A 26,120-nucleotide genomic window follows, 5' to 3' on the forward strand; every position below is an offset into this window, starting at 1 on the left:
ACAAGGCGACGAATGCCCCAGCACACCTCCGGGCCCGACCGGGCGGCGGCGGTCACCCCCGCGGCCCGGGGCAGCGTGCGGCCTCCCGCTCCCTCGACCGTCGACGAGCTGTGGCGGACCTACAAGGCGACCGGGGACGAGCGGCTGCGGGAACAGCTCATCCTGCACTACTCGCCCCTGGTCAAGTACGTCGCCGGCCGGGTGAGCGTGGGGCTGCCGTCCAACGTCGAGCAGGCCGACTTCGTCTCCTCGGGCGTCTTCGGGCTGATCGACGCCATCGAGAAGTTCGACATCGAACGCGAGATCAAGTTCGAGACCTACGCGATCACCCGGATCCGCGGGGCGATGATCGACGAGTTGCGCGCGCTGGACTGGATCCCGCGCTCCGTGCGGCAGAAGGCGCGCAACGTCGAGCGCGCCTACGCCACCCTGGAGGCGCGGCTGAGACGGACCCCGACCGAGGCCGAGGTGGCCGAGGAGATGGGCGTCACCGTCGAGGAACTCCACGCCGTCTTCAGCCAGCTGTCGCTGGCCAACGTGGTCGCCCTGGAGGAGGTGCTGCACGGGGGCGGTGAGGGCGGAGGCCGGATGAGCCTGATGGAGACCCTGGAGGACACCGCCGCCGACGACCCCGTCGAGGTGGCCGAGGACCGCGAGCTGCGGCGGCTGCTGGCGCGGGCCATCAACATGCTGCCGGACCGGGAAAAGACGGTGGTCACGCTCTACTACTTCGAGGGCCTGACCCTCGCCGAGATCGGCAACGTGCTCGGGGTGACGGAGAGCCGGGTCAGTCAGATCCACACCAAGTCGGTGCTGCAGCTGCGAGCCAAACTGGCCAGTTTCGGGCGCTGACAACCGGGGCGGCAGGCGGAGGTACGTTTCCGCGTGTCCCTCCGTAGAGTGGTGATGTGCCAAGGATTCGAGCGGCCTCCGTGGCCGAGCACCGGTCGATGCAGCGAGCCGCACTGCTGGACGCTGCGCGGTCCCTGCTGTCCGAGGGCGGTACGGAGGCGCTGACCTTCCCCGCACTCGCCGAACGCACAGGGCTCGCGCGCTCGTCCGTGTACGAGTACTTCCGCTCGCGCGCGGCCGTGGTCGAGGAACTCTGCGCCGTCGACTTCCCGGTCTGGGCCGCCGAGGTCGAGGCGGCGATGGCGGCCGCCGACGGGCCGGCCGCGAAGGTCGAGGCGTACGTGCGGCGGCAGCTGGCGCTGGTGGGGGACCGGCGCCACCGTGCGGTCGTGGCCATCTCCGCGGGCGAGCTGGACCAGGGGGCGCGGGAGAAGATCCGCGCCGCGCACGGGGAACTGGTCACGATGCTCGGCAACGCGTTGCGCGAGCTGGGGCACGAGCGGCCGGGGCTGGCGGCGATGCTGCTGCAGGGCGTGGTCGACGGGGCGGTCCGGCGGCTCGAGCTCGGCGCCGCCGAGGACCCCGCCGAGATCACCGACGCCGCGGTCCGCATGGCCCTCCACGGTGTGCTCGGGACCACCCCCGACCGCGACGCCTGACATCCGCGGCCGACCCCCGCGGCCGACCACGACGCCTTACCCCCGCGACCGCACCGCCCCATGCGTCACCGGGGACCAGGGGGCCCTGACCTGCGGCAAGGGCCGCAAGGCGGGACCGTCACGGCCAGGCCTGCGGCAGCGGCAGGCCCGGAGGGACCGGCAGGAGGCGGGGCGGGGACGGGGCGAGGAGCCACGGTGGGAGCAGCGTGAGGGGGTCGAGATAGGTCGCGCCCCGGCGCAGACCCCAGTGGAGACAGGCGACCGGGCCGCAGTGGGCGTCGGCGAGCAGGGAGCCCAGGGCCGCCCCGGCGGACACCGCGTCGCCCTTGCGGACCACGGGGTCCAGTGACTGGAACGTGGTCCGCAACGGCGGCTCCCCCGTGCCGGAGAGCTCCACCGAGACCACCCCACGGCCCGCGACCCGCCCCGCGAACGACACCCGCCCCGCGGCGACGGACCGTACCTCCGTCCCCACGGCGGCGGCCAGATCCACCCCCCGGTGACCGGGGCCGTACACCGAGGCCGGCGGCTCCCACCCCCGCAGCACCGTCGGCCGCACCCCCGTGGGCCACCCCCGCGCGATCCGCGGCACCTCCGCCGGCGCCGTGGCACCGGGCACCGGTTCCGCGGCGGACGGCGAGGCGCCCGGGCGATGGGCCCCGGCACCAGGGGCGCCGGGCCCAGGGGTACCAGCCCCAAGGCCGCCGGGCCCAGGGGCACCAGCCCCAAGGCCGCCGGGCCCAGGGGCGGCGGCCGCCCCCAGCAGCGCCCCGGCCAGCGCGAACAGCGTCCAGCCGGTCGCCCGCCCGGTGCGGGCGGTGGCCCGTCCGGCGGCCCGTCCGGCAGGCCGTCCGGCGGGCCGTGCGCCAGGCCGTGCGGTGGCCCCGGTGGCCCCTCCGGTCGTGCCCCGCGCACCGGCCCGAAGGGCCCGCGCGCTCTTCCGCGCAAGGGGGCGGCCGGTCGTGTTCCGTCGGTTCTCTCGCATGCCCGAACCGTGCCGAATCCGGGCGGAAGGCGCGCGGGCCTGTGGACTACTCGCCGGTTGTGGACGGCGGCGTCACTCGGGGCCCCGGCGGTCCCGTACACTTTCTGAGGCGATCCGGGTCACCGGGTCGACTTCGCACGCCTCGATGAGGACCCCGGCGCGAGCCGGCGGTCCGGGTCGGCGCCCCTCGGTCCTTCATGGCTGGGCGTCGTACGCGGGCGTCAGGCGCGGGAACCGTCCGGTACCCGCGGCACAACCGAGAACCTCAAGGAGAACGGCCATGGCCGTCGTCACGATGCGGGAGCTGCTGGAGAGCGGCGTCCACTTCGGTCACCAGACCCGTCGCTGGAACCCGAAGATGAAGCGCTTCATCTTCACCGAGCGCAACGGCATCTACATCATCGACCTGCTCCAGTCGCTGTCGTACATCGACCGCGCCTACGAGTTCGTCAAGGAGACCGTCGCCCACGGCGGCACGGTCATGTTCGTCGGCACGAAGAAGCAGGCGCAGGAGGCCATCGCCGAGCAGGCCACCCGCGTTGGCATGCCCTACGTCAACCAGCGCTGGCTGGGCGGCATGCTCACCAACTTCTCGACCGTCTACAAGCGTCTGCAGCGCCTCAAGGAGCTCGAGCAGATCGACTTCGAGGACGTCGCCGCGTCCGGTCTGACCAAGAAGGAGCTCCTGGTCCTCTCCCGCGAGAAGGCCAAGCTGGAGAAGACCCTCGGCGGTATCCGCGAGATGCAGAAGGTGCCCAGCGCCGTCTGGATCGTGGACACCAAGAAGGAGCACATCGCGGTCGGCGAGGCCCGGAAGCTCAACATCCCGGTCGTCGCCATCCTCGACACCAACTGCGACCCCGACGAGGTCGACTACAAGATCCCGGGCAACGACGACGCGATCCGCTCCGTCACCCTGCTCACCCGCGTGATCGCCGACGCCGTGGCGGAGGGCCTGATGGCCCGCTCCGGCAGCGCCGAGAGCAAGGGCGAGAAGGCCGCCGGCGAGCCGCTCGCCGAGTGGGAGCGCGACCTGCTCGAGGGCGACAAGAAGACCGACGCCGAGGCCGAGAAGCCGGCCGAGGCCCCCGCCGCCGAGGCCCCCGCGGCCGAGGAGGCGCCCGCCGCCGAGGCCGAGAAGCCCGCCGAGGGCGAGCAGGCCTGACGCCCGGTCCCCGGACCGCGAGGTCCGGGGCGGCGATGCCCGTACGGCTGATCGTGTGACCACACGGCGGGCGGCGCCCACCGCGCCGCCCGCCGTGCCGGTCGTCGCAGACCGGCGGTACGGGCCCGTAGATCTTCAATTCGCACTCCGAGCACTCCGAGAAGAGAAGCACAGACATGGCGAACTACACCGCCGCCGACGTCAAGAAGCTCCGCGAGCTCACCGGCGCCGGCATGATGGACTGCAAGAAGGCCCTGGACGAGGCCAACGGCGACGTCGACGCGGCTGTCGAGGCGCTCCGCATCAAGGGTCAGAAGGGCGTCGCCAAGCGCGAGGGCCGTTCCGCCGAGAACGGCGCCGTCGTCGAGATCATCGCCGACGACAACTCCGCCGGCGTCATCGTCGAGCTGAAGTGCGAGACGGACTTCGTCGCCAAGGGCGAGAAGTTCCAGGCCGTGGCCAACGCCATCGCCGAGCACGTCGTGAAGACCTCCCCGGCCGACATCGACGCCCTGCTCGCCTCCGAGATCGAGGCCGGCAAGACCGTCCAGGCGTTCGTGGACGAGGCCAACGCGAACCTGGGCGAGAAGATCGTCCTGGACCGCTTCGCCCAGTTCAAGGACGGCTACGTCCTGGCGTACATGCACCGCACCATGCCGGACCTGCCCCCGCAGATCGGTGTCCTCGTCGAGCTCGACAAGGAGAACGCCGAGGTCGCGAAGGGCATCGCCCAGCACATCGCCGCGTTCGCGCCGCAGTGGCTCTCCAAGGAGGACGTCCCGGCCGACGTCGTCGAGAAGGAGCGTCGCATCGCCGAGGAGACCACCCGCGCCGAGGGCAAGCCCGAGGCCGCGATCGCCAAGATCGTCGAGGGTCGGGTCAACGGCTTCTTCAAGGACGCCACCCTGCTGGGCCAGCCGTACGCGCTGGACAACAAGAAGTCCGTCCAGAAGGTTCTGGACGAGGCCGGTGTCACCCTGAAGCGCTTCGCGCGCATCAAGGTCGGCATCTGAGTCAGTACCGTGATCGGCGCGATCGACCGCTAAGGTCGGAAGCAGTCGTCCGGGTACGCCGCCGCGCACTCGCGCGCGGCGGGCGACAACAGATCTGACGAGGGAGGCCATTGCCGCATGGGATGCGAACGACACCCCACCGGCAATGGCCTTCTTCGTGTGTGTGCACTGCAAACGAAGTGAGACTCCCCATGACCACGAAGGCCGAGAAGAGCGACGACGGCAAAGTACGCGGCCGGTATCTGCTGAAGCTGTCCGGCGAGGCGTTCGCCGGCGGCGGCGGACTCGGCGTCGACCCGGACGTGGTGCATGCCATCGCGCGCGAGATCGCCGCCGTGGTCCGTGACGGAGCGGAGATCGCCGTCGTCATCGGCGGCGGCAACTTCTTCCGCGGCGCGGAACTGCAGCAGCGCGGCATGGACCGCGCCCGCTCCGACTACATGGGCATGCTCGGCACGGTGATGAACTGCCTCGCCCTCCAGGACTTCCTGGAGAAGGAGGGCATCGACTCGCGCGTGCAGACCGCCATCACCATGGGCCAGGTCGCCGAGCCCTACATCCCGCTGCGGGCCGTGCGCCACCTGGAGAAGGGCCGCGTGGTCATCTTCGGCGCCGGTATGGGCATGCCGTACTTCTCCACCGACACCACCGCCGCCCAGCGCGCCCTGGAGATCGACGCCGAGGCCCTGCTGATGGGCAAGAACGGCGTCGACGGGGTCTACGACTCCGACCCCCGCACCAACCCGACCGCGGTCAAGTTCGACTCGCTGGGCTACGGCGAGGTCATCACCCGCGACCTCAAGGTCGCCGACATGACCGCCATCACGCTCTGCCGCGACAACGACCTGCCGATCCTCGTCTTCGAACTCCTGGCGGAGGGCAATATCGCCAGGGCCGTCAAGGGTGAGAAGATCGGCACGCTCGTGGGCGACCCGGGCCGCCGGGACTGACCGGCGAACCAGCTCACCCGGCCTGCGCCGGGTGGGCGACCCGTGCCCCGGCCGGGCGACGACCTGGCCGGGGGATGGACAATGTCCTGCCGGTCCGGAACCGTGCAGGAAGAAGACGCGACGCAACCGCCCGCCGGCGCAGGACAGGATCGGCGGACGGGCCTACTTCAAGACACGCAGGAGCAAGTGGTGATCGAAGAGACCCTCCTCGAGGCCGAGGAGAAGATGGAGAAGGCCGTCGTGGTCGCCAAGGAGGACTTCGCCGCGATCCGCACCGGCCGTGCGCACCCGGCGATGTTCAACAAGATCGTGGCCGACTACTACGGCGCGCTGACGCCGATCAACCAGCTGGCCTCGTTCTCCGTGCCGGAGCCGCGCATGGCCGTGGTGACCCCGTTCGACAAGAGCGCTCTGCGCAACATCGAGCAGGCGATCCGCGACTCCGACCTGGGCGTCAACCCGAGCAACGACGGCAACATCATCCGCGTGACGTTCCCCGAGCTCACCGAGGAGCGCCGTCGCGACTACATCAAGGTCGCCAAGACCAAGGGTGAGGACGCCAAGGTCTCGATCCGTTCGGTGCGTCGCAAGGCCAAGGACGCCATCGACAAGCTGGTGAAGGACGGCGAGGTCGGCGAGGACGAGGGCCGCCGCGCCGAGAAGGAGCTGGACGACACCACCGCCAAGTACGTCGCCCAGGTCGACGAGCTGCTCAAGCACAAGGAAGCGGAGCTGCTCGAAGTCTGATGAACGACTCTTCCTGGGGGGCGCCGCCGCAGGCAGGACACGGGTGGCCGTCCGAGCACGAGCAGAGGTATGGAACGCCCGGCGGCCCCGTCCAGGGAGCTGTTCCGACGGGTCCGGCGTACGATGCGCATGCGGCACACGCGCCGCGTGAGGCGTACGCGGCGCCGGTGGCGCAGGACGCCCGTGCGGTCCCCGGGCCGCACGGCGCCTACGGGCAGCCGTACGGCGCGTCCGCCCAGGGGGGCGTCGTGTCCGCTCCGCACGCGCCGGCGGGGCATGTGCCCGTGCAGCCCGGGGCATTCGTGCCCCAGGGCGACGCCGTTCAGCACACCCGCCCCATGCCCGTCGTCAGCGAGAAGCCGCAGGAGCCCATGTCCGACGCCTCCCAGCCGCCCCCGGCCGCCCCGCACGGGCCCGAGGAACCGCGGCAGCGGAAGAAGAAGAGCGCGGGACGCGACCTCGGCGCGGCGATAGGGGTCGGCGTCGGGCTGGGCGTGGTGGTCCTGGTCGCGCTCTTCGTGGTGAAGGCCGTGTTCGTCGGCGTCGTGGTGGCGGCCGTGGGCGTCGGCCTGTGGGAGCTGACCTCGCGCCTGTCGGAACGCAAGGGGATCAAGGCGCCGCTGGTGCCGCTGGTCGTCGGCGGCGGGGCGATGGTGGTCGCCGGTTACGCGGCCGGGACCCAGGGCGCCTGGCTGGCCACGGCCTTCACCGCACTCGCGGTGCTGGTGTGGCGGATGGCCTCGCCGCCGCAGAACTACCTGCGGGACGTCACGGCCGGCCTGTTCGCCACGTTCTACGTGCCGTTCCTGGCGACGTTCGTCTCCCTGATGCTGACCGCGGACGACGGCCCGCAGCGGGTGCTGACGTTCATCCTGCTGACGATCGTCAGCGACACCGGCGCCTACGCCGTGGGCTGGCGGTTCGGCACCCACAAGCTGGCGCCGCGGATCAGCCCCGGCAAGACCCGCGAGGGCCTGCTGGGCGCCATGGGCTTCTCCATGGCCGCCGGCGTGCTGTGCATGACGCTGCTGCTGGACGGCGGCGCCTGGTGGCAGGGCCTGCTGCTGGGTCTGGCCGTCGCGGTCAGCGCGACGCTGGGCGACCTCGGCGAGTCGATGATCAAGCGGGACCTCGGCATCAAGGACATGGGCGCGCTGCTGCCGGGCCACGGCGGCATCATGGACCGCCTGGACTCCCTGCTCCCCACCGCCCCGGTGGTGTGGCTGCTGCTGGAGATCTTCGTCGGCAGCTGACCCCCCGGCGGAAGACCCGCGCCCCACCCCTCTCGAACGTATGATCGCGATGATCGTGCACGCTTTCGGGAGGGGTGGACGCGTATGTGGGGGCGGCGCAAGGAGGGTCTCCGGACCGTTCAGGCGATGGTCGACGAGCTGGGCGAGGAGCGGCGGAACGTCGACGGCCTGCTGGACAGGCTGGACGACGAGGTCGAACGGGTCGAAGGGCTGCTCGGCCGCGGTGACGGGATCCCCCGCGGCACCGTCGAGACCCTCCTCGACGAGGCGAAGCGCACCTTCGACCGCGCCGAGGACGAGGGCAGGCGCCGGCACCGGACGTTCCAGGACATGGCCCGCGCCGCGTCCGCCGACCGGCGGGTGGACGGGCGGGAGATGGCGGCCCTGCAGGGCGAGTTCGACGAGGGGATGGCCGCGCTGCGCGAACTCCTCGGGGAGGCGGAGGCGCTGCTGGCCTCCCTCCAGGGGCTGCGGGGGAAGCTGGAGGACCTGCCGGAGAAGCTGCGCCCGGTGCGTGGGCGAATTCACGCGGCGCTGGATGCGGCCCGCCGGGACCTCGAAGCCCTGCGGCGCGGGGGCGCGAGCGGGTTCCGTCACGAGGCGGAGCTGACCCGCCTCACCGAGCGCCTGACCGCGCTCGAGCAGGGCGGATACCACCCGACGCCGGAGCGCGGGGCCACCCGGCACTTCGCGGACATCGAGGCGGAGGTCGCCGCCCTCCGCGACGCGATGGCGGCCCCGGGCCACTGACCGGGCCCCGGGGCCGTCGTACGGCTCCGGGGGCACCGCCGCGGATCTGCGACACTGGTACAGCCATGCCTAAGCCCGGAGAACTCACTTTCGTCGCCCCGCGCGGAGCCAAGAAGCCGCCGCGGCACCTCGCCGACCTCACGCCCGCCGAGCGCAAGGAAGCGGTGGCCGCGGTCGGCGAGAAGCCGTTCCGCGCCAAGCAGCTCTCGACGCACTACTTCGCGCGGTACGCGCACGACCCGGAGCAGTGGACGGACATCCCCGCCGCCTCGCGGGACAAGCTGCGGGAGGCGCTGCTCCCGGAGCTGATGACCCCGCTGCGGCACCTGTCCACGGACGAGGGCGCCACCCGCAAGACGCTCTGGAAGATGTTCGACGGCACGCTCGTCGAGTCGGTGCTGATGCGCTACCCGGACCGGGTGACGATGTGCATCAGCTCGCAGGCCGGGTGCGGCATGAACTGCCCGTTCTGCGCCACCGGCCAGGCCGGACTGGACCGGAACCTGTCGACGGCGGAGATCGTGCACCAGATCGTCGACGGCATGCGCGCGCTGCGCGACGGGGAGATCCCCGGCGGCCCGGCGCGGCTCAGCAACATCGTGTTCATGGGCATGGGCGAGCCGCTCGCCAACTACAACCGGGTGGTCGGCGCCATCCGCCGGCTCACCGACCCGGAGCCCGACGGCCTCGGCCTGTCGCAGCGCGGCATCACCGTGTCCACGGTCGGCCTGGTGCCCGCCATCAACCGGTTCGCCGACGAGGGCTTCAAGTGCCGCCTGGCGATCTCGCTGCACGCCCCCGACGACGAGCTGCGCGACACGCTGGTCCCGGTGAACACGCGCTGGAAGGTGCGGGAGGTGCTGGACGCAGGCTGGGAGTACGCCGCGAGGTCCGGGCGCCGGCTGTCCATCGAGTACGCGCTGATCCGCGACATCAACGACCAGGCCTGGCGCGGCGACCGGCTGGGCCGCCTGCTCAAGGGCCGGCCCGCGCACGTCAACCTGATCCCGCTGAACCCGACGCCGGGCTCCAAATGGACCGCCTCGCGGCCCGAGGACGAGAAGGCGTTCGTCGAGGCGATCGCCGCGCACGGCGTGCCGGTCACGGTGCGTGACACGCGCGGTCAGGAGATCGACGGGGCCTGTGGTCAGCTCGCCGCCACCGAGCGGTAATCTGGCCACACCACACATCCGAATAGCGATTATCCGACAGGGGAGCGCCACAGCGCTGAGAGTGCGGTACCGACCGCAGACCCTCTGAACCTCGCCCAGGTCATTCTGGGTAGGGAGTTCGGGCACCTCGAGCTGTTGCGCCCTGCCCGGGAACGGTCCGCCGTTCCCGGGCAGGGCCGCGTCTCTTCCTGGTCACCCAGGAGGAAAACCGTGTACATGCGCAGGAAGTCCGCCGCCGCGACGGCGGCCGTTCTCGTCCTCGCCCTCGCCGCGTGCGGCGGCTCCGGCGGCTCCGGGGACGACGTGCAGGAGTCCGGCGGGAAGACCGTGACCCTGATCAGCCACGACTCGTGGGCCGCCTCCAAGGAGGTGATCGCCGAGTTCGAGAAGACCTCCGGGTACAAGCTCAAGGTCCTGGAGGACGGCGACGCCGGGCAGGCCCTCAACAAGGCCGTGCTCACCAAGGACCACCCGCAGGGCGACGTCCTCTTCGGCGTGGACAACACGCTGCTCTCCCGCGCCCTCGACAACCAGCTCTTCGACCCGTACGAGGCCGAGGAGGCGGCGCGGATCGGCGAGGGGTTCCGGGTCGAGGGCGACGCGGCCACGCCGGTCACCACCGGCGACGTCTGCGTGAACTACGACAAGGCGTACTTCGAGAAGGAGGGCCTCGAGCCGCCGAACAGCTTCGACGACCTGGTCGAGCCCGCGTACAGGAACCTGCTGGTCACCGAGAACGCCGGCACGTCCTCCCCAGGCCTGGGCTTCCTACTGGGCACCGCCGCCGAGTACGGGGACGACGGCTGGCAGGACTACTGGAAGAAGCTCCGGGCCAACGGCGTGAAGGTGGTCAGCGGCTGGGAGCAGGCGTACAACGAGGAGTTCTCCGGCTCCGCCGGCGGCAAGCAGGCGGGCGGCGACCGGCCGCTGGTCGTCTCCTACGCGTCCTCCCCGCCGGTGGAGGTGATCTACGCCGACCCGCAGCCCGAGGAGGCGCCGACCGGCGTGGCCACCGGGACCTGCTTCCGCCAGATCGAGTACGCGGGCCTGCTGAAGAACGCCGCGAACCCCGAGGGCGGCAAGGCGCTGCTGGACTTCCTGGTCTCCAAGACCTTCCAGGAGGACCTGCCGCTCAACATGTTCGTCAACCCGGTCCGGTCCGACGCCGCGCTGCCGGAGGCGTTCACCGAGCACGGCGCCGTCGCCGAGGACCCGAGGACCCTGGCGCCCGAGAAGATCGCCGCCAACCGTGACGAGTGGATCGACCGGTGGACCTCCCTCGTCGTGCGGTGACCAGCACCGGCACCAGCACCGGCACCGGCACCCGGCTGCGGAGCGGCGCGGCGCGGCTCGGCCTGATGGCCGTGCCCGTCGCGTTCTTCGCGGTCTTCTTCGCCCACCCCGTCGTCGCCATCGTCCTGCGCGGACTGCGTGGCGAGGACGGGGCGTGGCGGATCGGGGAGGCCGCGGGGGTGCTGGGGCGGCCGGAGGTCCGCGAGGTCCTCTGGTTCACGCTCTGGCAGGCGCTGGCCTCCACGGCGCTCACCCTGGTGATCGCGCTGCCCGCCGCCTACGTGTTCGCCCGGCTGCGCTTCCCCGGACGGGAGCTGCTGCGGGCGGTCGTCACCGTGCCGTTCGTGCTGCCGACGGTGGTGGCCGGCACCGCCTTCCTCGCCGTGATCGGGCGCGGCGGGCTCACCGACACCTGGTGGGGCCTCCGGCTGGACGGCACGGTGTGGGCGATCCTGCTCGCCCACGTCTTCGTGAACTTCGCGGTGGTGGTCCGCACCGTCGGCGGGCTGTGGGCCCAGCTGGACCCGGGGCAGGAGGAGGCCGCCCGGATGCTCGGGGCCTCCCGGTTCACGGCCTGGCGCACGGTGACCCTGCCGGCCCTCGGGCCCGCGGTGGCCGCCGCCGCAGTGATGATCTTCCTCTTCACCTTCACCTCCTTCGGCATCGTGCAGGTCCTCGGCGGGCCCGGCGTCTCCACGCTGGAGACGGAGATCTACCGCAGGACCGCCGACCTGCTGGACCTGTCCACGGCCGCGGTGCTCAGCCTGGTCCAGTTCGCCGCGGTGGGCGGCGTGCTCGCCGTGCACGCCTGGACGGTGCGCCGGCGGGAGGCCGCGCTGCGGCTCGTCGACCCCGCCACCACCGCCCGCCCGCCCCGCGGGGCCGGGCAGCGGCTGCTGCTCGCCGGGGTGCTGCTGGTGACCGCGGTGCTGATCGTGCTGCCGCCGGCGGTGCTGGTGCAGCGGTCCCTGGCGGCCGGGTCCGGCTACTACCGGGCGCTGACCGAGTCCGACGGCGGTGCGTTCCTGGTCCCGCCGATCGAGGCCGTGGCGAACTCGCTGGAGTACGCGGTGGCGGCCACCGCGATCGCGGTGCTGATCGGCTCCCTCGCGGCCGCCGCCCTCGCCCGGCGGGACGCGGGACGGTGGATGCGCGGCTTCGACGCGCTGCTCATGCTGCCGCTGGGCGTCTCCGCGGTCACCGTCGGCTTCGGCTTCCTGATCGCCCTCGACGAACCGCCGCTGGACCTGCGCGCCACCTGGATCCTGGTCCCGCTGGCGCAGGCACTGGTCGGCGTGCCGTTCGTGGTGCGGACCATGCTGCCCGTGCTGCGCGCGGTCGACCACCGGCTGCGGGAGGCCGCCGCCGTGCTGGGTGCCTCGCCGTGGCGGGTGTGGCGCGAGGTGGACCTTCCCCTGGTGCGGCGGGCGCTGCTGATCGCCGCCGGGTTCGCCTTCGCGGTGTCCCTCGGCGAGTTCGGGGCGACGGTGTTCATCGCGCGGCCCGACAACCCGACCCTGCCGGTGGCCGTCGCCAAGCTGGTCGGCCGGCCCGGCGACCTCAACTACGGCCAGGCCATGGCCCTTTCGGTGATCTTGATGGTGGTGTGCGCGGCGGCCCTGCTCGCCCTGGAGCGGCTGCGCGGCGACCGGACGGGAGAGTTCTGACGATGCTGCTCACCCTGGAGGGCGCCACCGTCCGGTTCGGCGGCCGGGCCGCCCTGGACGCGGTGGACCTGGCGGTCGCCGAGCACGAGATCGTCTGCGTGCTGGGCCCCAGCGGCAGCGGGAAGTCCACCCTGCTGCGGGCCGTCGCCGGCCTGCAGCCGGTGGACGCCGGACGGGTGCTGCTGGAGGGCCGGGACCAGGCACGGGTGCCCGCGCACCGGCGCGGCGTGGGCCTGATGTTCCAGGACCACCAGCTCTTCCCGCAGCGCGACGTGGCCGGCAACGTCGCCTTCGGGCTGCGGATGCACGGCGCGGGACGCGCGGAACAGGCCGAGCGGGTGGGGGAGTTGCTGGAGCTGGTCGGCATGCCCGGCGCCGGGCGGCGGGCCGTCGCCACGCTGTCCGGCGGCGAGCAGCAGCGGGTCGCGCTGGCCCGCGCGCTGGCCCCCCGTCCCCGGCTCCTGATGCTCGACGAGCCGCTGGGCCAGCTCGACCGCACCCTGCGCGAGCGGCTGGTCGTCGAACTCCGCGAGCTCTTCGGCCGGCTGGGGACCACGGTGCTGGCCGTCACGCACGACCAGGGGGAGGCGTTCGCGCTGGCCGACCGGGTGGTGGTGATGCGGGACGGGCGGGTCGCGCAGTCCGGCACGCCGCTGGAGGTCTGGCAGCGGCCCGTGGACGCGTTCGTGGCGAGGTTCCTCGGCTTCGAGAACGTCGCCGGGGCGAGGGTCACCGGCACGGTCGCGGACACCCCGTGGGGCAAGGTGCCGGTTCCGGAGGGCTCCGGCCAGGGCGAACGCACGGTGCTGATCCGGCCGTCGGGCGTCCGGGCGGCGCCGGTGACCGGGGGCGGGCCCGCCTGCACGGTCACCGCCCGCACCTTCCAGGGCGCCCAGGTCTCCCTGCGGCTGCGCCCCGGCGACGGCGCGCCCGAACTGGAGGCCGTGTGCCCGCTGCGGGACGCGCCCGCGCCCGGGGACCGGGTCGGCGTCTCCTTCGACCCGGACGAAATCGTGGTGCTGGACCGGCCCGCGGCACCCTAGGGTGCTGGGCATGACCGCCACCGCGTACGCCCGCCGCATCGCCCATGTGGACCAGCAGGTCGAGCAGTTGAGGTCGCTGGTGACCTCCGGCGCGGACCTGGCCGCGCCGGTTCCGACCTGCCCGGACTGGACGCTGGAGGAGCTGGTGCGGCACGTGGGCGGGGCGCTGCGCTGGTCCGCCTTCCTGGTCGCCCACCGGGCCGACGCGGACGTCCCGGACGAACGGATCCCCCTCCTGCGCGGCCCCCGGGAGCAGGGCGACGCCGGTGAGCTGGGCGCGTGGCTCGACGGGTCCGGCCGGCTGCTGACCGACGCGCTGCGCGGGGCGGAGCCGGACACGCCGGTGTGGTCCTGGTTCACGGACCGCACCGCCGGCTTCTGGGCCCGCCGGGTGTGCAACGAGCTCGCCGTCCACCGTGCCGACGCGGCCCTGGCCACCGGGCGGCCCTACGAGGTGGTGCCCGAGGTGGCCGCCGACACGATCGAGGAGTGGCTCGGGATCGTCCGCTTCGCCCAGCGGAACCCCGAGGTCCAGGACATCGCCGCGCTGCGGGCCGGCGGCCGCACCCTCCACCTGCACGCCACCGACGCCCCCACCGGGCTCGACGCCGCATGGCTGATCGAGCTCGCCGACGAGGGCGTCGTGTGGAGCAGGGCGCACGCCGGGGCCGACGTGGCCCTGCGCGGGCCGCTGGCCGAGGTGATGCTCGCCCTCCACCGGCGGGCGGCCCCGGACTCCGGCTCGCTGGAGGTGCTGGGCGACCGCGCGCTGCTGGACCTCCGGCTGGAACGCACGCGGTGGAGCTGACCGCCCCGGCCCGGTCAGCCCTCGACGGCCGCCGGGTCCATCCACACGACCTCGAAGGTGTGGCCGTCGAGGTCCTCGAAGGCCCGGCCGTACATGAAGCCGAGGTCCTGCTTCTCGCGCGGCTCCGTCGCACCGAGGGAGAGCGCCCGGTCGACCAGCTCGTCGACCTTCTGACGGCTCTCGGCGCTCAGCGCGATCAGCACCTCGCTGGTCCGGGTGGAGTCGGCGATCTCCTTCTTGGTGAACTCCGCGTACTTCTCGTGCGCGAGCAGCATCACGACGATCTGTTCGGAGATCACCACCGAGCCGGTCGTCGAGTCGGAGAACTGCGGGTTGATGGTGTAGCCGAGCTCCGTGAAGAACTTCTTCGACGCGTCGATGTCACGGACGGGCAGGTTCACGAAGATCATCTGCTGGTACATGGGGGCCTTCCTCGGTAAGTGGTGCGGAGGTATCCGCTGCGGACGTAGGGAAGACCGCGCGAGGGCGCCGGACTCATCGCGAGTCCGGCGCCCTCTTGTGCGCGTTTCCGGCCGGGCGGCCGCTCGGGGTCAGCCGCCGGGGGTCAGCGAGGCCAGTTCCGCCACCAGGACGGTGAGCGGACCGAAGACGGCGAGCAGGACGCCCGCGCGCAGGGCCGCGCAGGCCCGGAGCGTGGTGGCCGGGGCGCCCACCCGGAGCAGGGCGAGCATGGTGTCGGCGCGCAGCTGCCGCACCTCGATCGCGGCCGTCACCAGGGTGGCCGCCGTGCAGCCGGCCACCAGGACCGCGCCCAGCCCTCCCAGCGGGCCGAGGACCGGTCCCCCCAGGTCGTAGCGGAGCACCAGCGCGTAGGCCAGCGCCGCGACCGCCGCGACCACGCCCAGCGGACGCCCGACGCGGGACGCCTCGGCCATCAGCACCCGGCCGGCCAGCAGGCGGACCGCGCCGGGGCGGGCGGCCTGGAGCAGCCTGCCGCACAGGTGGGTGAGGCCCGGCCCGATCAGCGCCAGCCCCAGCGCGGCCAGCGCCCATCCGGCCAGCAGGCCGGCGGGCACCAGCGACAGGTCGGGGGTGAGGGCGACACCTGCGCGGTTGGCGTAGCCCGCCACGCCGATCCCGGCGACCAGCACGGCCACTCCCCAGGGCAGCCCGTCGGGGCTTGCCGTGAGCCGCGGCGGGGCGGCCTCGGCGTCGGCGGCGGCGGTGACGGCAGGGGCGGCCGGAGGGGCGGCCGGAGCCGACGCAGGGGCCTCCATGGCCGCCGCGGGGACGTCGTCGTCCGCCGCGGGGGCGGGGGCGGGGCGGCGCGCCCCGGCGATCCGGCGGCGGGCCGCGCCGCGCAGGCCGCCCTCCTCACGGGGCCGCAGCGACAGCGCGGTCGCCGCGGAGGCGAGCAGCGGGACCAGGGCGAGCAGCGTCAGGGTGGCCGGCAACGGGAGCGGCCGGCCGGCCGCGAGGAGGGCGCCCGCGTCCCCGTCGAACGGCATCCCGGTGAGGTCGCCGCGCAGGTGCAGGAAGAACAGCAGCGCCAGCATCGAGCCGAGGGCGCAGCTCAGCGCGGTGGTGGTGACCGAGAGGACCATCATGCGGCCCGGGCCGAGCCCGATCGCCGACAGTCCCGGCCGCGGCCGGGTGCCGGGGTCGGTGCGGGCCACCGCCACCGCCAGGTGGACGGTGGCGGCCACCGGCGCGGCGCACCAGGCGAGCCGCACGGAGGCGGCGCCCGGGGCCTCCGGGTGGGCCAGGGCCTGGCCGAGCGAGGACAGCAGCAGGAATCCGGTGCCGCCGGAGGCCGCCGCGACCATCAGGCGGCGGAGCTGGACGGCGGCCCCGGAGCGGCGGCCTAGACGGAGAGCGAGCACGAGGCGCGCCCCTCCGTGCCGGCAGCCGGGGGCAGCTGCGCGTTGCTGACACGCCGTCCGTCGAGGAGGTGGACGACGCGGTCGGCCAGGGCGGCGGCCTCGAGGTCGCCGGTGGCCAGCACCACGGTGATGTCGTGGGAGCGGGCCGCGGTCATCAGGGTTCGCAGGACGTGCACCCGGTCGGCGCGGTGCAGCGGGGCGGTCGGCTCGTCGGCGAAGAGCACGGTGGGGGAGGGGGCGAGGGCGCGGGCGATGGCCACCCGCTGGCGCTGGGCCTGGTTGAGCTCCAACGGGTTCCTGCGGGCCAGCGCGCCGACGTCGAGGCGTTCCAGCCAGTCCAGGGCCCGCTCCCTGGCCTTGCGGCGGCCGGTGCCGCGCAGCATCAGGGGCAGGGCGGCGTTCTCCCAGACGTTCAGCTCCGGGACCAGACCCGGTTCGGGGTCGACCCAGGTGAAGCGCTCGCGGCGCAGGCGTTCGCGGGCCAGCGGGCCCATCGTGTGCACGGGGGTGCTGTTGAACCAGACCTCTCCCCGGGTCGGTGCCAGCATGCCCGACAGGCAGCGCAGCAGGGTCGTCTTGCCGCTGCCGCGCGGGCCGCCGACGGCGAGGATCTCGCCGTCCCGGACGCCCAGCGATACGCCGTTCAGCCCGGGGGTACGGTCGCGATGCGTGAAGTGCAGGGCTCGGGCCCAGAGCACGTCGTTGTCCGGCGGGGCCTCCACGGGCGTCACCTCGGTTCAGATCGCGTTTTCATCCTGCGTGTCCCCCGTCCGGGGGAACGAAGGCCGACCCGATCGGTCACTGCGCACGCTAGGGAGAACCCGGCCCCGGCCGCGCGAGGCCGGGGCTCCGAGGGCCCGTGTCTCACCCGTCCGGCCCCGGTCGGCAGAGGTTTTGTCACACGGTCAGCTCATACGCCTGACCGTCGCCGTTGTGACCGTCGCCGTCCTGATCGTCGCCGCCCTGACCGTCGCCGTCGTGACCGTCGCCGTCGTGACCGCCGCCGTCGTGACCACCGCCGCCGTCGTCACCGTCCGCCCGCACGCGTCCGCCCCCTCACGGGCGGGTGCCGTGAGGGGGCGGGGCGGAGCGGTGGGGCGGGGTGGGGTCAGAGCTTGGTCCAGGCCTCGGTGAGGGTCGCGCGGAGGATCTGCTCGATCTCGTCGAAGGTGGTCTGGTCGGCGATCAGCGGCGGGGCGAGCTGGACGACCGGGTCGCCGCGGTCGTCGGCCCGGCAGTACAGGCCGTTCTCGAAGAGCTTCTTCGAGACGAAGCCGTAGAGCACCCGCTCCGTCTCCTCCGCGTCGAAGGTCTCCTTGGTGTTCTTGTCCTTGACCAGCTCGATGCCGTAGAAGAACCCGTTGCCGCGGACGTCGCCGACGATCGGCAGGTCGTGCAGCTTCTGCAGGGTGCTCAGAAAGGCGCCCTCCTGGTCCAGCACGTGCTGGTTGAGCTTCTCCGACTCGAAGATGTCCAGGTTGGCGTTGGCCACCGCCGCGGAGACCGGGTGGCCGCCGAAGGTGTAGCCGTGCAGGAAGACGTTGTCGCCCCGGTAGAACGGCTCGGCGAGGCGGTCGGAGACGATGCAGGCTCCTATCGGGGAGTAGCCCGAGGTCATGCCCTTGGCGCAGGTGATCATGTCCGGCTGGTAGCCGAACTTCTCGCAGCCGAACATGGTGCCCAGGCGGCCGAAGGCGCAGATGACCTCGTCGGAGACGAGCAGCACGTCGTACTGGTCGCAGATCTCCCGGACGCGCTGGAAGTAGCCCGGCGGCGGCGGGAAGCAGCCGCCCGCGTTCTGCACCGGCTCCAGGAAGACCGCGGCGACCGTGTCGGGGCCCTCGAAGAGGATCTGCTGCTCGATCTGGTCGGCGGCCCAGCGGCCGAAGGCCTCCGGGTCGTCGCCGTGGAGCGGGGCCCGGTAGATGTTGGTGTTGGACACCTTGTGGGCGCCCGGCACCAGCGGCTCGAACGGGGCCTTCAGCGCGGGCAGTCCGGTGATGGAGAGCGCGCCCTGCGGGGTGCCGTGGTAGGCGGTGGCGCGGGAGATCACCTTGTGCTTGGTGGGCTTGCCGGTCAGCTTGAAGTACTGCTTGGCCAGCTTCCAGGCGGTCTCCACCGCCTCGCCGCCGCCGGTGGTGAAGAAGACCTTGTTGAGGTCGCCCGGGGCGTGGTGCGCCAGCCGCTCGGCCAGCTCGACCGCCTGGGGGTGGGCGTAGGACCAGACCGGGAAGAACGCGAGCTCCCGGGCCTGGCGGGCAGCCGTCTCGGCCAGCTCGGCGCGGCCGTGGCCCGCCTGGACCACGAACAGGCCCGCCAGTCCGTCCAGGTACCGCTTGCCGGTGTCGTCGAAGATGTGGACGCCCTCGCCGCGCACGATGGTCGGAACGGGGGCGTTCTCGTACGACGACATGCGGGTGAAGTGCATCCACAGGTGGTCGTACGCGGCCTTGCTTCGGTCCTTGCTGCTGGGATCCTGGCTGTTCACGGCTATCGGGTTCCCCACATGTAGGTCTGTTTCTTGAGCTTGAGGTAGACGAAACTCTCGGTCGAGCGCACTCCCGGCACGGCGCGGATCCGCCGGTTGATCACCTCGAGCATGTGGTCGTCGTCCTCGCAGACGATCTCCACTATCAGGTCGAAGGAGCCGGCGGTCATCACGACGTACTCCGCCTCGTCCATGGCGGAGATCGCGTCGGCCACCGCCTCGGTGTCGCCCTCCACGTGGACGCCGACCATGGCCTGCCGGCGGAACCCCACGGTCAGCGGGTCCGTCACCGCGACGATCTGCATCACGCCCTGCTCCAGCAGCTTCTGCACCCGCTGGCGCACCGCCGCCTCCGAGAGGCCGACCGCCTTGCCGATGGCGGCGTACGGCCGACGGCCGTCCTCCTGGAGCTGCTCGATGATCGCGAGGGACACGGAGTCCAGGTGCGGTGTGCCACCGCCGGTGTCTGCGTTTCGACTGGCCACGCTGCCACTCTGCACGACAGATCGGTCGCGGGGCAAGAGCGAAGCGATGAAATCCGTCGTCTAGGGCGTCATTCGCTGCGGATTTCGCAGAAATCGCCGGGTTGGGGGTGTCGGAAACGCGGGGGTCCCGACTAGGGTGGATGTCTCGACCTACGAGACGTTCCGCACGGGACAACCCCCGCACTGATCAGGAGGCCGGCAGTGAGCACCGAACTGCGTCGTCTGCGCAACTACATCGACGGTGAGTTCCGGGACGCCGCCGACGGACGGACCACCGAGGTGGTCGACCCGACGACGGGCGACCCCTACGCCACCGCCCCGCTGTCCGGGCAGACCGACGTCGACGCGGCCATGGCGGCCGCCGCGGCGGCCTTCCCCGCCTGGCGCGACGCCACGCCCGCCGAGCGCCAGCGGGCCCTCCTGAAGATCGCCGACGCCGTCGAGGCGCGCGCCGAGGACCTCATCGCGGCCGAGGTGCGGAACACCGGCAAGCCGGTCGGGCTCACCCGGACCGAGGAGATCCCGCCGATGGTCGACCAGATCCGCTTCTTCGCGGGCGCGGCCCGGATGCTGGAGGGGCGCTCGGCCGGCGAGTACATGGAGGGCCTGACCTCCATCGTCCGCCGCGAGCCGGTCGGCGTGTGCGCGCAGGTCGCCCCGTGGAACTACCCGATGATGATGGCCGTCTGGAAGTTCGCCCCGGCCATCGCCGCGGGCAACACGGTCGTCCTCAAGCCGTCCGACACCACGCCGGAGTCCACCGTGCTGCTCGCCGAGATCCTCGGCGAGGTCCTGCCCAAGGGCGTCTTCAACGTCGTCTGCGGCGACCGCGAGACCGGTCGGATGATGGTCGAGCACCCCACCCCCGCGATGGCCTCCATCACCGGCTCCGTCCGCGCCGGCATGCAGGTCGCGGGCTCCGCGGCCAAGGACCTGAAGCGGGTCCACCTCGAGCTCGGCGGCAAGGCGCCGGTCGTGGTCTTCGAGGACGTGGACATCGAGAAGGCCGTCTCCTCCATCGCCGAGGCCGGCTACTTCAACGCCGGCCAGGACTGCACGGCGGCCACCCGCGTACTGGTCCACGAATCGGTCCACGACGAGTTCGTCGCCGCCCTCGCCAAGACCGCCGCCGAGACGAAGACCGGCCGGCCGGACGACGAGGACGTGCTCTACGGCCCGCTGAACAACGCCAACCAGCTCGCCCAGGTCTCCGGGTTCATCGACCGCCTCCCGGCCCACGCCAAGGTCGAGGCCGGCGGTCACCGGGTGGGCGACAAGGGCTACTTCTACGCCCCGACCGTGGTCTCCGGCCTCAAGCAGGACGACGAGATCATCCAGAACGAGGTCTTCGGCCCGGTCATCACCGTGCAGTCCTTCACCGACGAGGCCCAGGCCGTCGAGTACGCCAACGGCGTCGACTTCGCGCTGGCCTCCTCGGTGTGGACCCGTGACCACGCGCGCGCCATGCGGATGTCCAAGACCCTCGACTTCGGCTGCGTCTGGATCAACACCCACATCCCGCTGGTCGCCGAGATGCCCCACGGCGGCTTCAAGAAGTCCGGCTACGGCAAGGACCTGTCCGGCTACGGCTTCGAGGACTACACCCGCGTCAAGCACGTCATGACCTCGCTCGAGGGCTGACGACTCGACGCGTGACGACGGGGCCCCGGGCGGTGGAGACCGCCCGGGGCCCCGTCGCGTTCCCCCGGCCCGACCGGCCGGGCCCGCGCGGCGGTTGTATTTGAACACGTTCAAGAATGGCGTACGCTGCTCCCGTGAGCGACAGAGCTGCCCTGCTGCGGGGCATTCGGTGCTGGTTGCTGTTCTTCGTCGTGTGCCTGGTGCTGAGCGGGGTCACCGCCTTCCCCCTGGTCCACGAACTGCGCTGGGCGGAGCAGGCGTTGTCCGTGCTCCCCGCGCCCGACGGGCTGACGGAGTGGATCACCCGGGTCCGCCGCGGCCTGGACGAGGCGGACGCCGAGTATCCGTTCCTGCTGTACGGGACGGACTGGCTGGCCTTCGCGCACCTGGTGATCGCGGTGGCCTTCTGGGGGCCCTACCGGGACCCGGTCCGCAACATCTGGGTGATCGAGTTCGGGATGATCGCCTGCGCCGGCATCGTCCCGCTGGCGCTGATCTGCGGGCCGATCCGGGGCATCCCGGTCTTCTGGATGCTGATCGACATGTCCTTCGGGGTGTTCGGAGTGATCCCGCTGCTGATCCTGCGCCGCCGGATCAAGCGGCTGGAGGCCCTGACCGCCGAGGCCGGGAAGGGCGTGGCGGCGGCCGGTCCCGTCGCGGTCAGCGGTTGAAGGCGGGGAAGGCGAAGCGCTGGGCGATGGCGTTGCCGTCGCCGCGCGCGTCGGTGGAGTTCACCGAGTAGACGACGGTGCGGGAGAGGTCGCGGGTGGCCGCCACCACGGTGTGGTAGCCGGGGCGGGAGCCGGTCTTGCCCCAGATCTCCCGCCCGCCGACGGCGAAGCGCTCCAGGCCGAGCCCGATCGTCGCCTCCTCCCCCTCCTCGTTCCTGACGTCGGGGATCTCGAACATCTGGTCCAGGTAGGGCCGGGGCACCAGCTCGCCCCGGAACAGCGAGACCATCAGCGTCTCCAGGTCGGCCGTCGACGAGATCAGGTCACCGGCCGCGAAACGGTCCGTCATGTTCCACTCGGTGACGTCCGTGAGGCGGCCGTCGATCCGCTCGTAACCCCGGTTGTGCGGGCCGTGGATGCGCGGGTCGCCGTTCACCGGGAAGGAGCTGTCCCGCATCCCCAGCGGACGGAAGACCCGCACCTCGGCCTGGTGGGCGAAGGCGTCGCCGGTGACCGCCTCCACGAGCAGGCCGAGGACGACGTAGTGGATGTTGGAGTAGCGCTGCACCGTGCCGGGGGCGGGGCCCGGTCCGGCCGCGACCGACCCGGCGACCACCTCCCGCGGGGTGAGGGTGTCGAAGCGGTGCTCCCACATCTCCTCGGTGGTGTCGCCGAAGGAGGCGCCCGGCCTGAGGCCGCTGGTGTGGTTCAGCAGCTGGCGCACGGTCATCGGCGCGAACGAGGCCGGGAAGAGCCCCGGAAGGTACTCCTGCACGGGCCGGTCGAGACCGATCCGTCCCTCGGCGGCGAGCTGGAGCACCAGCGAGGCGGTGACGACCTTGCTCGTGGAGCCGGCGCGGAACCGGCCGTGCGCCGACGCGGGGGCCTGGCTGCGCAGGTCCTGCACCCCGGACGTGCCGAGCCAGGCGCCGTGGCCGCCCACCCGGACCTGCGCCGCCGTGGCCCCGTCGTCGGGCAGGCCGGAGACGGCATCGCAGAGCGCCGCGGCGTCCGGGCCGGGGGCCAGGGTGACGCAGGAGGCGCGCGGGTGGGGCGCGGCGGCGGCCGCCCCGGCCGAGGGGAGCACGAGGCCCAGGCCGAGGGCGGCGGCGACGGCCACCGCGGCGGTGCGTGCGGTGAGGGCGGTGGGGGCGGTGCGTGCGGTGCGGGACATGCGGTTCTCCTCTGGACGACGGGTGCGCATCGGGCACGGGTCATCCTGCTCGCGGCGCGGCCCCGCACGGATCATCGCCGAGGAGGGCGGCGACCCCGTAACCGCCCTGACTGATAAGGGACTTGAGGCCGGGGGTGAGGGGCGGGTCGGCCCCTAGGGGGTGTGCCGCCCCGCGTCCCGCAGGGCGGTGAGGACGTCGATCCGGTTGGTGGTGACCGCGTCCACGCCCGCGGCGGCGAGCCGTCGCATGGAGCGCCGGGTGTCCGCGGTCCACGCCGAGACCAGGTACCCGTCGGCGTGCAGGCGCGCGACCAGGTCGCCGGTCAGCAGCCCGAACCGGTAGTTGAGCCACCGGGGCCGCACCGCCGCCAGCAGCGCCGGGCGCGGCGGGGCGGAGGTCGTCCAGGTCAGGGCGAGTTCGGCCGACGGGGAGGCGGCCCGCACGGCGAGCAGCGTCGCCGCCGCACCCGACCAGTACACGCGCTCCTCCGCCCGCGCGAGCCGCACCGTCTCCAGCACCCGGTCCGGCCCGCCCGGCCGGCCGGCGACGTCACCCGGCAGGTCGAGCAGCACGCGGCGCCCGGCGGTGGCCTCCAGGGCGCGGGCCAGCGTCGGCACCCGCTCGCCGGTGAGGTCGCGCAGCTCCGCCGCGGTCAGCGAGGCGACGGGGCGGTCGAGGCCCCACAGCCGCTCCAGGGTCCGGTCGTGCAGCAGCACCGGGACCCCGTCACGGGTGAGGCGGACGTCCACCTCCACCGCGTCCGCCCCCCGCTCCAGCGCCGAACGGAGCGAGGGCACGGTGTTCTCGCGGTGGCGGTACGGGTCGCCGCGGTGGGCGACCGCGATCAGGGGGCGAGCCATGCGGCGGTGTGGGCGTCGATCTCCGCGGCGATCCTCGCCTTGCCGGCCGGGTCGAGGAAGGACGCCTCCACGGCGTTCTTCGCCAGCTCGGCCACGCCCCGCTCGTCCAGGTCCAGCAGCCGGGCGGCGACCGCGTACTCGTTGTTCAGGTCGGTGCCGAACATCGGCGGGTCGTCGGAGTTGACCGTCACCAGCACGCCCGCCTTCACGAAGTCCCGGATCGGGTGCTCGTCCAGGGTGCGCACCGCGCGGGTGGCGATGTTGGAGGTCGGGCAGACCTCCAGGGCGATCCGGTGCTCCGCCAGGTGCTCCAGCAGGCGCGGGTCGCGGGCGGAGCTCGTGCCGTGGCCGATGCGCTCCGCGCCCAGTTCGCGCAGCGCGTCCCACACCGTCTCCGGGCCCGTGGTCTCGCCCGCGTGCGGGACGGAGCGCAGCCCGGCCGCGCGGGCGCGGTCGAAGTAGGGCTTGAACTGCGGGCGGGGCACCCCGATCTCCGGGCCGCCCAGGCCGAACGAGATCAGGCCCTCGGGACGGATCGCGTCGTCCGTCGCGAGCCGGACCGTCTCCTCCGCGGAGACCAGGCCGGCCTCGCCGGGGATGTCGAAGCACCAGCGCAGCACCGTGCCGAACTCCGCCTCGGCGGACCGGCGGGCGTCCTCGATGGCGTCCATGAATGCCTTCTCGTCCATGCCGCGGCGGACCGAGGAGTACGGGGTGACCGTCAGCTCCGCGTAGCGCACCTGCTGGCGGGCCATGTCCCGGGCGACCTCGTAGGTCAGCAGCCGGACGTCCTCGGGCGTGCGGACCAGGTCCACCACCGACAGGTACACCTGGATGAAGTGCGCGAAGTCCGTGAACGTGAAGTAGTCCGCCAGCGCCTCGGGATCGGTGGGCACGCCGGAGTCCGGGTGGCGGGCGGCCAGTTCGGCGACGATCCGGGGAGAGGCCGAGCCGACGTGGTGGACGTGGAGCTCGGCCTTGGGCATGCCCGCGATGAAGGCGTGCAGGTCGCGGGTGACTCCGGCGTCGAGGGTGCGGCGGACGTCGGGCTGGTCGGTCATGGGTCCTCCCTGGGGTCCGCATCATCGTAGGGCGGGGCACTGCGAGGAGGAGCCGGGGCCATAGGATGGCGCGTCCGCGTACGGCCGGCGTGCGCGGCTCAGCAGGAGGGGACAGCCACCGCATGGCCGACAACACCGCCGACAACCCGTACGCCGGGGGCACGCCCGACCCGTGGGCGAAGCCCGCGGAGGGCATGCCGCCGCAGCCGGGGGCGGTGCCGCCGCCCCCGGCCGCCGCGCCGAACCCGTTCGGCCCGCCGCCGCACGCGCCGCAGGGCTTCGGCCCCGTGGTCCCGCCCCAGGTCACCCCGCAGTGGGCCGGGATGCCGCCGCAGCCGTCCAACGGCATGGGCGTGACGGCCCTGGTGCTCGGCATCTGCTCGCTGGTCTTCATCTGCTTCTGGGTGCTGGGCGTCGTCCTGGGCGTGCTGGCGATCATCTTCGGGGCGGTCGGCCTGCAGAAGGTGAAGCGCGGCGAGGCCACCAACAAGGGCATGGCCATGGCCGGTCTGATCTGCGGCATCTGCGGCATCGCGCTGCCGGTCACGCTGATCGTCGTGGTGGGGGCTTCGGTCGGCCTGATGGGCGCCGGCGGCCTCTGACGGCCTCGGCCGGCCGGGGGGCGCGACGGCGGCACCGGCGGCCGGGAACGGGCAGCGCCCTTCCGGCCGCCGCCGCGACGGTTCTCCCCGTCCGCGGGCCCCGGTGGTGCGGCAGGGAGGGGCGGGGGCGAGGGCCGGTCAGCCGCCGAGCCGCTCCCGGGCCTCCATCAGCGCGAAACCGAGCAGGTTGAGGCCCCGCCAGCGGTCGGGATCGAGGGCGCCGTCGTCGGTGGCGGCCAGGCCGATGCCCCACACCCGGTCGAGCGGGCTGGCCTCCACCAGGACACGCTGCCGGGTGCCCAGCAGGAAGGCCCGCAGCTCCTCGTGGGCGGCGAACTTGTGCACGCTCCCCTCGACGACGATGCCGAAGCGCTCGCGCTCCCACACCGCCTCGTCGAAGCCGCGCACCAGCCGCCCCAGCTTCTTCGCCCGGGCCGGGCCGTCGGCCTCGCGTACGCGCCGCTCCGCCTCCGCGTCGCCGAAGAGCCGGGCCTTGGCGGCCATCATCCAGTGCTCCGCCGTCGCGTAGCTCTCGCCGTCCACGGTGAACGGGGCCGGCCACCACTGGCTCAGGCAGCCCGCGCCGACGCCGCCGTCCCGCTGCGGGCGGTGCCCCCAGAAGTGCAGGTACTTGACGGGCGTGCCCGCGCGCAGCAGACGGGCCAGGTCCTCACGGCTGCGTACCTCGGTCGTTCGCATGCCCGCCACTCTGGCACGCGCCACCGACGCGGCGCTTCCGGGTTTCCGTGCCCGGGACGTCACCGTCCGACAGATTCCGTCGATTAACCAAAAGGCAACAACGGAATCCCTTGTTGGTCACCCGTCGCTCTGTCAGGATCGGCACCCAGCCCCGGCCTCGTCGGCATCCGTGCATCACGCCGCGTCCCCCCGGCCGCCGCCCCCACGCGGCCAGGGGGGAAGTCAGGACCGCCGCCG

The 26,120-nt window shown here is 72.9% G+C and carries 27 protein-coding genes and 1 riboswitch; of the genes, 16 read left to right on the forward strand and 11 right to left on the reverse strand.

What is annotated here, in order from left to right; all coding sequences use genetic code 11:
- Positions 1–12 precede the first annotated feature (12 nt).
- Positions 13–852 (forward strand): RNA polymerase sigma factor WhiG, encoded by an 840-nt coding sequence (gene whiG, locus ABZ836_RS21190; protein ID WP_356136176.1) that lies wholly within the window; start codon positions 13–15, stop codon positions 850–852.
- A gap of 80 nt (positions 853–932) precedes the next feature.
- Positions 933–1,511, forward strand: a complete 579-nt coding sequence (locus tag ABZ836_RS21195; RefSeq protein WP_361144343.1) for a helix-turn-helix domain-containing protein — start codon at positions 933–935, stop codon at positions 1,509–1,511.
- A gap of 118 nt (positions 1,512–1,629) precedes the next feature.
- Here ABZ836_RS21195 and ABZ836_RS21200 read toward each other — a convergent pair whose 3' ends face one another.
- Entirely contained in the window at positions 1,630–2,298 is a 669-nt protein-coding gene (locus ABZ836_RS21200; protein ID WP_361144469.1) for a M23 family metallopeptidase, read from the reverse strand.
- Between the two features lie 478 nt (positions 2,299–2,776).
- Here ABZ836_RS21200 and rpsB point away from each other — a divergent pair, with 478 nt between their 5' ends.
- The 11 genes from rpsB (at position 2,777) to ABZ836_RS21255 (ending at position 14,357) form a co-directional block, all read left to right on the forward strand.
- Complete coding sequence (rpsB, locus tag ABZ836_RS21205) at positions 2,777–3,661, forward strand: 30S ribosomal protein S2 (RefSeq protein WP_356136179.1); 885 nt, start codon at positions 2,777–2,779, stop codon at positions 3,659–3,661.
- 176 nt (positions 3,662–3,837) lie between these two features.
- Positions 3,838–4,674: a translation elongation factor Ts gene (gene tsf, locus ABZ836_RS21210; protein ID WP_108954961.1), complete on the forward strand. Its 837-nt coding sequence runs from the start codon at positions 3,838–3,840 to the stop codon at positions 4,672–4,674.
- 191 nt (positions 4,675–4,865) lie between these two features.
- On the forward strand, positions 4,866–5,624 hold the full coding sequence (gene pyrH / locus ABZ836_RS21215) for a UMP kinase (protein WP_356136180.1): 759 nt from the start codon (positions 4,866–4,868) through the stop codon (positions 5,622–5,624).
- A gap of 189 nt (positions 5,625–5,813) precedes the next feature.
- Positions 5,814–6,371 carry a ribosome recycling factor gene (gene frr / locus ABZ836_RS21220; RefSeq protein ID WP_166020979.1) on the forward strand — a complete coding sequence of 186 codons (558 nt, stop codon included), beginning with the start codon at positions 5,814–5,816 and terminating at the stop codon, positions 6,369–6,371.
- Entirely contained in the window at positions 6,371–7,624 is a 1,254-nt protein-coding gene (locus ABZ836_RS21225; RefSeq protein ID WP_356136182.1) for a phosphatidate cytidylyltransferase, read from the forward strand. The genes frr and ABZ836_RS21225 overlap by 1 nt, the downstream gene beginning before the upstream one ends.
- 126 nt (positions 7,625–7,750) lie before the next feature.
- Positions 7,751–8,374: a hypothetical protein gene (locus ABZ836_RS21230; RefSeq protein ID WP_361144348.1), complete on the forward strand. Its 624-nt coding sequence runs from the start codon at positions 7,751–7,753 to the stop codon at positions 8,372–8,374.
- A gap of 65 nt (positions 8,375–8,439) precedes the next feature.
- On the forward strand, positions 8,440–9,546 hold the full coding sequence (gene rlmN / locus ABZ836_RS21235) for a 23S rRNA (adenine(2503)-C(2))-methyltransferase RlmN (protein ID WP_356136212.1): 1,107 nt from the start codon (positions 8,440–8,442) through the stop codon (positions 9,544–9,546).
- Positions 9,547–9,574: 28 nt separating this feature from the next.
- A riboswitch (TPP riboswitch) is annotated at positions 9,575–9,680 on the forward strand.
- Positions 9,681–9,762: 82 nt separating this feature from the next.
- Entirely contained in the window at positions 9,763–10,839 is a 1,077-nt protein-coding gene (locus tag ABZ836_RS21240; RefSeq protein WP_361144351.1) for a thiamine ABC transporter substrate-binding protein, read from the forward strand.
- Between the two features lie 65 nt (positions 10,840–10,904).
- The gene (locus tag ABZ836_RS21245) at positions 10,905–12,506 is read left to right on the forward strand and encodes an iron ABC transporter permease (protein WP_356136327.1); all 1,602 of its coding nucleotides are present in this window, start codon (positions 10,905–10,907) and stop codon (positions 12,504–12,506) included.
- A gap of 2 nt (positions 12,507–12,508) precedes the next feature.
- Entirely contained in the window at positions 12,509–13,549 is a 1,041-nt protein-coding gene (locus ABZ836_RS21250; RefSeq protein WP_361144353.1) for an ABC transporter ATP-binding protein, read from the forward strand.
- Positions 13,550–13,559: 10 nt separating this feature from the next.
- The gene (locus tag ABZ836_RS21255) at positions 13,560–14,357 is read left to right on the forward strand and encodes a maleylpyruvate isomerase family mycothiol-dependent enzyme (RefSeq protein ID WP_361144356.1); all 798 of its coding nucleotides are present in this window, start codon (positions 13,560–13,562) and stop codon (positions 14,355–14,357) included.
- Between the two features lie 14 nt (positions 14,358–14,371).
- Here the strand turns inward: ABZ836_RS21255 and ABZ836_RS21260 are convergent, their stop codons facing one another.
- The 6 genes from ABZ836_RS21260 to ABZ836_RS21285 form a co-directional block, all read right to left on the reverse strand.
- Positions 14,372–14,779 (reverse strand): VOC family protein, encoded by a 408-nt coding sequence (locus ABZ836_RS21260; RefSeq protein ID WP_356136219.1) that lies wholly within the window; start codon positions 14,777–14,779, stop codon positions 14,372–14,374.
- Positions 14,780–14,908: 129 nt separating this feature from the next.
- A complete protein-coding gene (locus ABZ836_RS21265; protein ID WP_361144359.1) occupies positions 14,909–16,201 on the reverse strand; it encodes a hypothetical protein in 1,293 nt (430 codons plus the stop codon).
- Complete coding sequence (locus tag ABZ836_RS21270) at positions 16,183–16,923, reverse strand: ATP-binding cassette domain-containing protein (RefSeq protein WP_356136222.1); 741 nt, start codon at positions 16,921–16,923, stop codon at positions 16,183–16,185. Before ABZ836_RS21270 ends, ABZ836_RS21265 begins: the two co-directional genes overlap by 19 nt.
- 175 nt (positions 16,924–17,098) lie before the next feature.
- Entirely contained in the window at positions 17,099–17,245 is a 147-nt protein-coding gene (locus ABZ836_RS21275; RefSeq protein ID WP_361144362.1) for a hypothetical protein, read from the reverse strand.
- Positions 17,246–17,309: 64 nt separating this feature from the next.
- Positions 17,310–18,707 (reverse strand): aspartate aminotransferase family protein, encoded by a 1,398-nt coding sequence (locus ABZ836_RS21280; protein ID WP_361144365.1) that lies wholly within the window; start codon positions 18,705–18,707, stop codon positions 17,310–17,312.
- A complete protein-coding gene (locus tag ABZ836_RS21285; protein WP_356136228.1) occupies positions 18,692–19,189 on the reverse strand; it encodes an Lrp/AsnC family transcriptional regulator in 498 nt (165 codons plus the stop codon). The genes ABZ836_RS21280 and ABZ836_RS21285 overlap by 16 nt, the downstream gene beginning before the upstream one ends.
- 186 nt (positions 19,190–19,375) lie before the next feature.
- On the opposite strand from ABZ836_RS21285, the gene ABZ836_RS21290 reads away from it, so the two are divergent.
- Positions 19,376–20,815 carry a gamma-aminobutyraldehyde dehydrogenase gene (locus ABZ836_RS21290; RefSeq protein WP_356136230.1) on the forward strand — a complete coding sequence of 480 codons (1,440 nt, stop codon included), beginning with the start codon at positions 19,376–19,378 and terminating at the stop codon, positions 20,813–20,815.
- Positions 20,816–20,949: 134 nt separating this feature from the next.
- Complete coding sequence (locus tag ABZ836_RS21295) at positions 20,950–21,486, forward strand: hypothetical protein (RefSeq protein WP_356136232.1); 537 nt, start codon at positions 20,950–20,952, stop codon at positions 21,484–21,486.
- Here ABZ836_RS21295 and ABZ836_RS21300 read toward each other — a convergent pair.
- The 3 genes from ABZ836_RS21300 to ABZ836_RS21310 form a co-directional block, all read right to left on the reverse strand.
- Entirely contained in the window at positions 21,476–22,660 is a 1,185-nt protein-coding gene (locus tag ABZ836_RS21300) for a serine hydrolase domain-containing protein (RefSeq protein WP_361144370.1), read from the reverse strand. The genes ABZ836_RS21295 and ABZ836_RS21300 overlap by 11 nt on opposite strands.
- Before the next feature lie 153 nt (positions 22,661–22,813).
- Complete coding sequence (locus ABZ836_RS21305; RefSeq protein ID WP_361144373.1) at positions 22,814–23,521, reverse strand: glycerophosphodiester phosphodiesterase; 708 nt, start codon at positions 23,519–23,521, stop codon at positions 22,814–22,816.
- Entirely contained in the window at positions 23,506–24,582 is a 1,077-nt protein-coding gene (locus ABZ836_RS21310; protein ID WP_356136238.1) for an adenosine deaminase, read from the reverse strand. Before ABZ836_RS21310 ends, ABZ836_RS21305 begins: the two co-directional genes overlap by 16 nt.
- A 122-nt stretch (positions 24,583–24,704) precedes the next feature.
- Between ABZ836_RS21310 and ABZ836_RS21315 the strand changes: the two genes are divergently transcribed.
- The gene (locus tag ABZ836_RS21315) at positions 24,705–25,184 is read left to right on the forward strand and encodes a DUF4190 domain-containing protein (RefSeq protein ID WP_356136240.1); all 480 of its coding nucleotides are present in this window, start codon (positions 24,705–24,707) and stop codon (positions 25,182–25,184) included.
- 138 nt (positions 25,185–25,322) lie between these two features.
- Here the strand turns inward: ABZ836_RS21315 and ABZ836_RS21320 are convergent, their stop codons facing one another.
- Positions 25,323–25,883, reverse strand: a complete 561-nt coding sequence (locus ABZ836_RS21320) for an NADAR family protein (protein WP_356136242.1) — start codon at positions 25,881–25,883, stop codon at positions 25,323–25,325.
- Positions 25,884–26,120 lie beyond the last annotated feature (237 nt).

Source organism: Streptomyces sp. NPDC047130 (assembly GCF_040643475.1).
Taxonomy (GTDB): Bacteria; Actinomycetota; Actinomycetes; order Streptomycetales; family Streptomycetaceae; genus Streptomyces.

What these genes read in the sequence shown, in the direction of transcription:
- rlmN (WP_356136212.1), top strand. Translation starts at nt 8,440, where the DNA reads ATGCCTAAGCCCGGAGAACTCACTTTCGTCGCCCCGCGCGGAGCCAAG.
- ABZ836_RS21310 (WP_356136238.1), bottom strand. Translation starts at nt 24,582, where the DNA reads ATGACCGACCAGCCCGACGTCCGCCGCACCCTCGACGCCGGAGTCACC.
- ABZ836_RS21245 (WP_356136327.1), top strand. Translation starts at nt 10,905, where the DNA reads ATGGCCGTGCCCGTCGCGTTCTTCGCGGTCTTCTTCGCCCACCCCGTC.
- ABZ836_RS21320 (WP_356136242.1), bottom strand. Translation starts at nt 25,883, where the DNA reads ATGCGAACGACCGAGGTACGCAGCCGTGAGGACCTGGCCCGTCTGCTG.
- ABZ836_RS21315 (WP_356136240.1), top strand. Translation starts at nt 24,705, where the DNA reads ATGGCCGACAACACCGCCGACAACCCGTACGCCGGGGGCACGCCCGAC.
- rpsB (WP_356136179.1), top strand. Translation starts at nt 2,777, where the DNA reads ATGGCCGTCGTCACGATGCGGGAGCTGCTGGAGAGCGGCGTCCACTTC.
- pyrH (WP_356136180.1), top strand. Translation starts at nt 4,866, where the DNA reads ATGACCACGAAGGCCGAGAAGAGCGACGACGGCAAAGTACGCGGCCGG.
- ABZ836_RS21260 (WP_356136219.1), bottom strand. Translation starts at nt 14,779, where the DNA reads ATGTACCAGCAGATGATCTTCGTGAACCTGCCCGTCCGTGACATCGAC.
- ABZ836_RS21300 (WP_361144370.1), bottom strand. Translation starts at nt 22,660, where the DNA reads ATGTCCCGCACCGCACGCACCGCCCCCACCGCCCTCACCGCACGCACC.
- ABZ836_RS21230 (WP_361144348.1), top strand. Translation starts at nt 7,751, where the DNA reads ATGGTCGACGAGCTGGGCGAGGAGCGGCGGAACGTCGACGGCCTGCTG.
- ABZ836_RS21255 (WP_361144356.1), top strand. Translation starts at nt 13,560, where the DNA reads ATGACCGCCACCGCGTACGCCCGCCGCATCGCCCATGTGGACCAGCAG.
- ABZ836_RS21305 (WP_361144373.1), bottom strand. Translation starts at nt 23,521, where the DNA reads ATGGCTCGCCCCCTGATCGCGGTCGCCCACCGCGGCGACCCGTACCGC.
- tsf (WP_108954961.1), top strand. Translation starts at nt 3,838, where the DNA reads ATGGCGAACTACACCGCCGCCGACGTCAAGAAGCTCCGCGAGCTCACC.
- ABZ836_RS21240 (WP_361144351.1), top strand. Translation starts at nt 9,763, where the DNA reads ATGCGCAGGAAGTCCGCCGCCGCGACGGCGGCCGTTCTCGTCCTCGCC.
- ABZ836_RS21225 (WP_356136182.1), top strand. Translation starts at nt 6,371, where the DNA reads ATGAACGACTCTTCCTGGGGGGCGCCGCCGCAGGCAGGACACGGGTGG.
- ABZ836_RS21250 (WP_361144353.1), top strand. Translation starts at nt 12,509, where the DNA reads ATGCTGCTCACCCTGGAGGGCGCCACCGTCCGGTTCGGCGGCCGGGCC.
- whiG (WP_356136176.1), top strand. Translation starts at nt 13, where the DNA reads ATGCCCCAGCACACCTCCGGGCCCGACCGGGCGGCGGCGGTCACCCCC.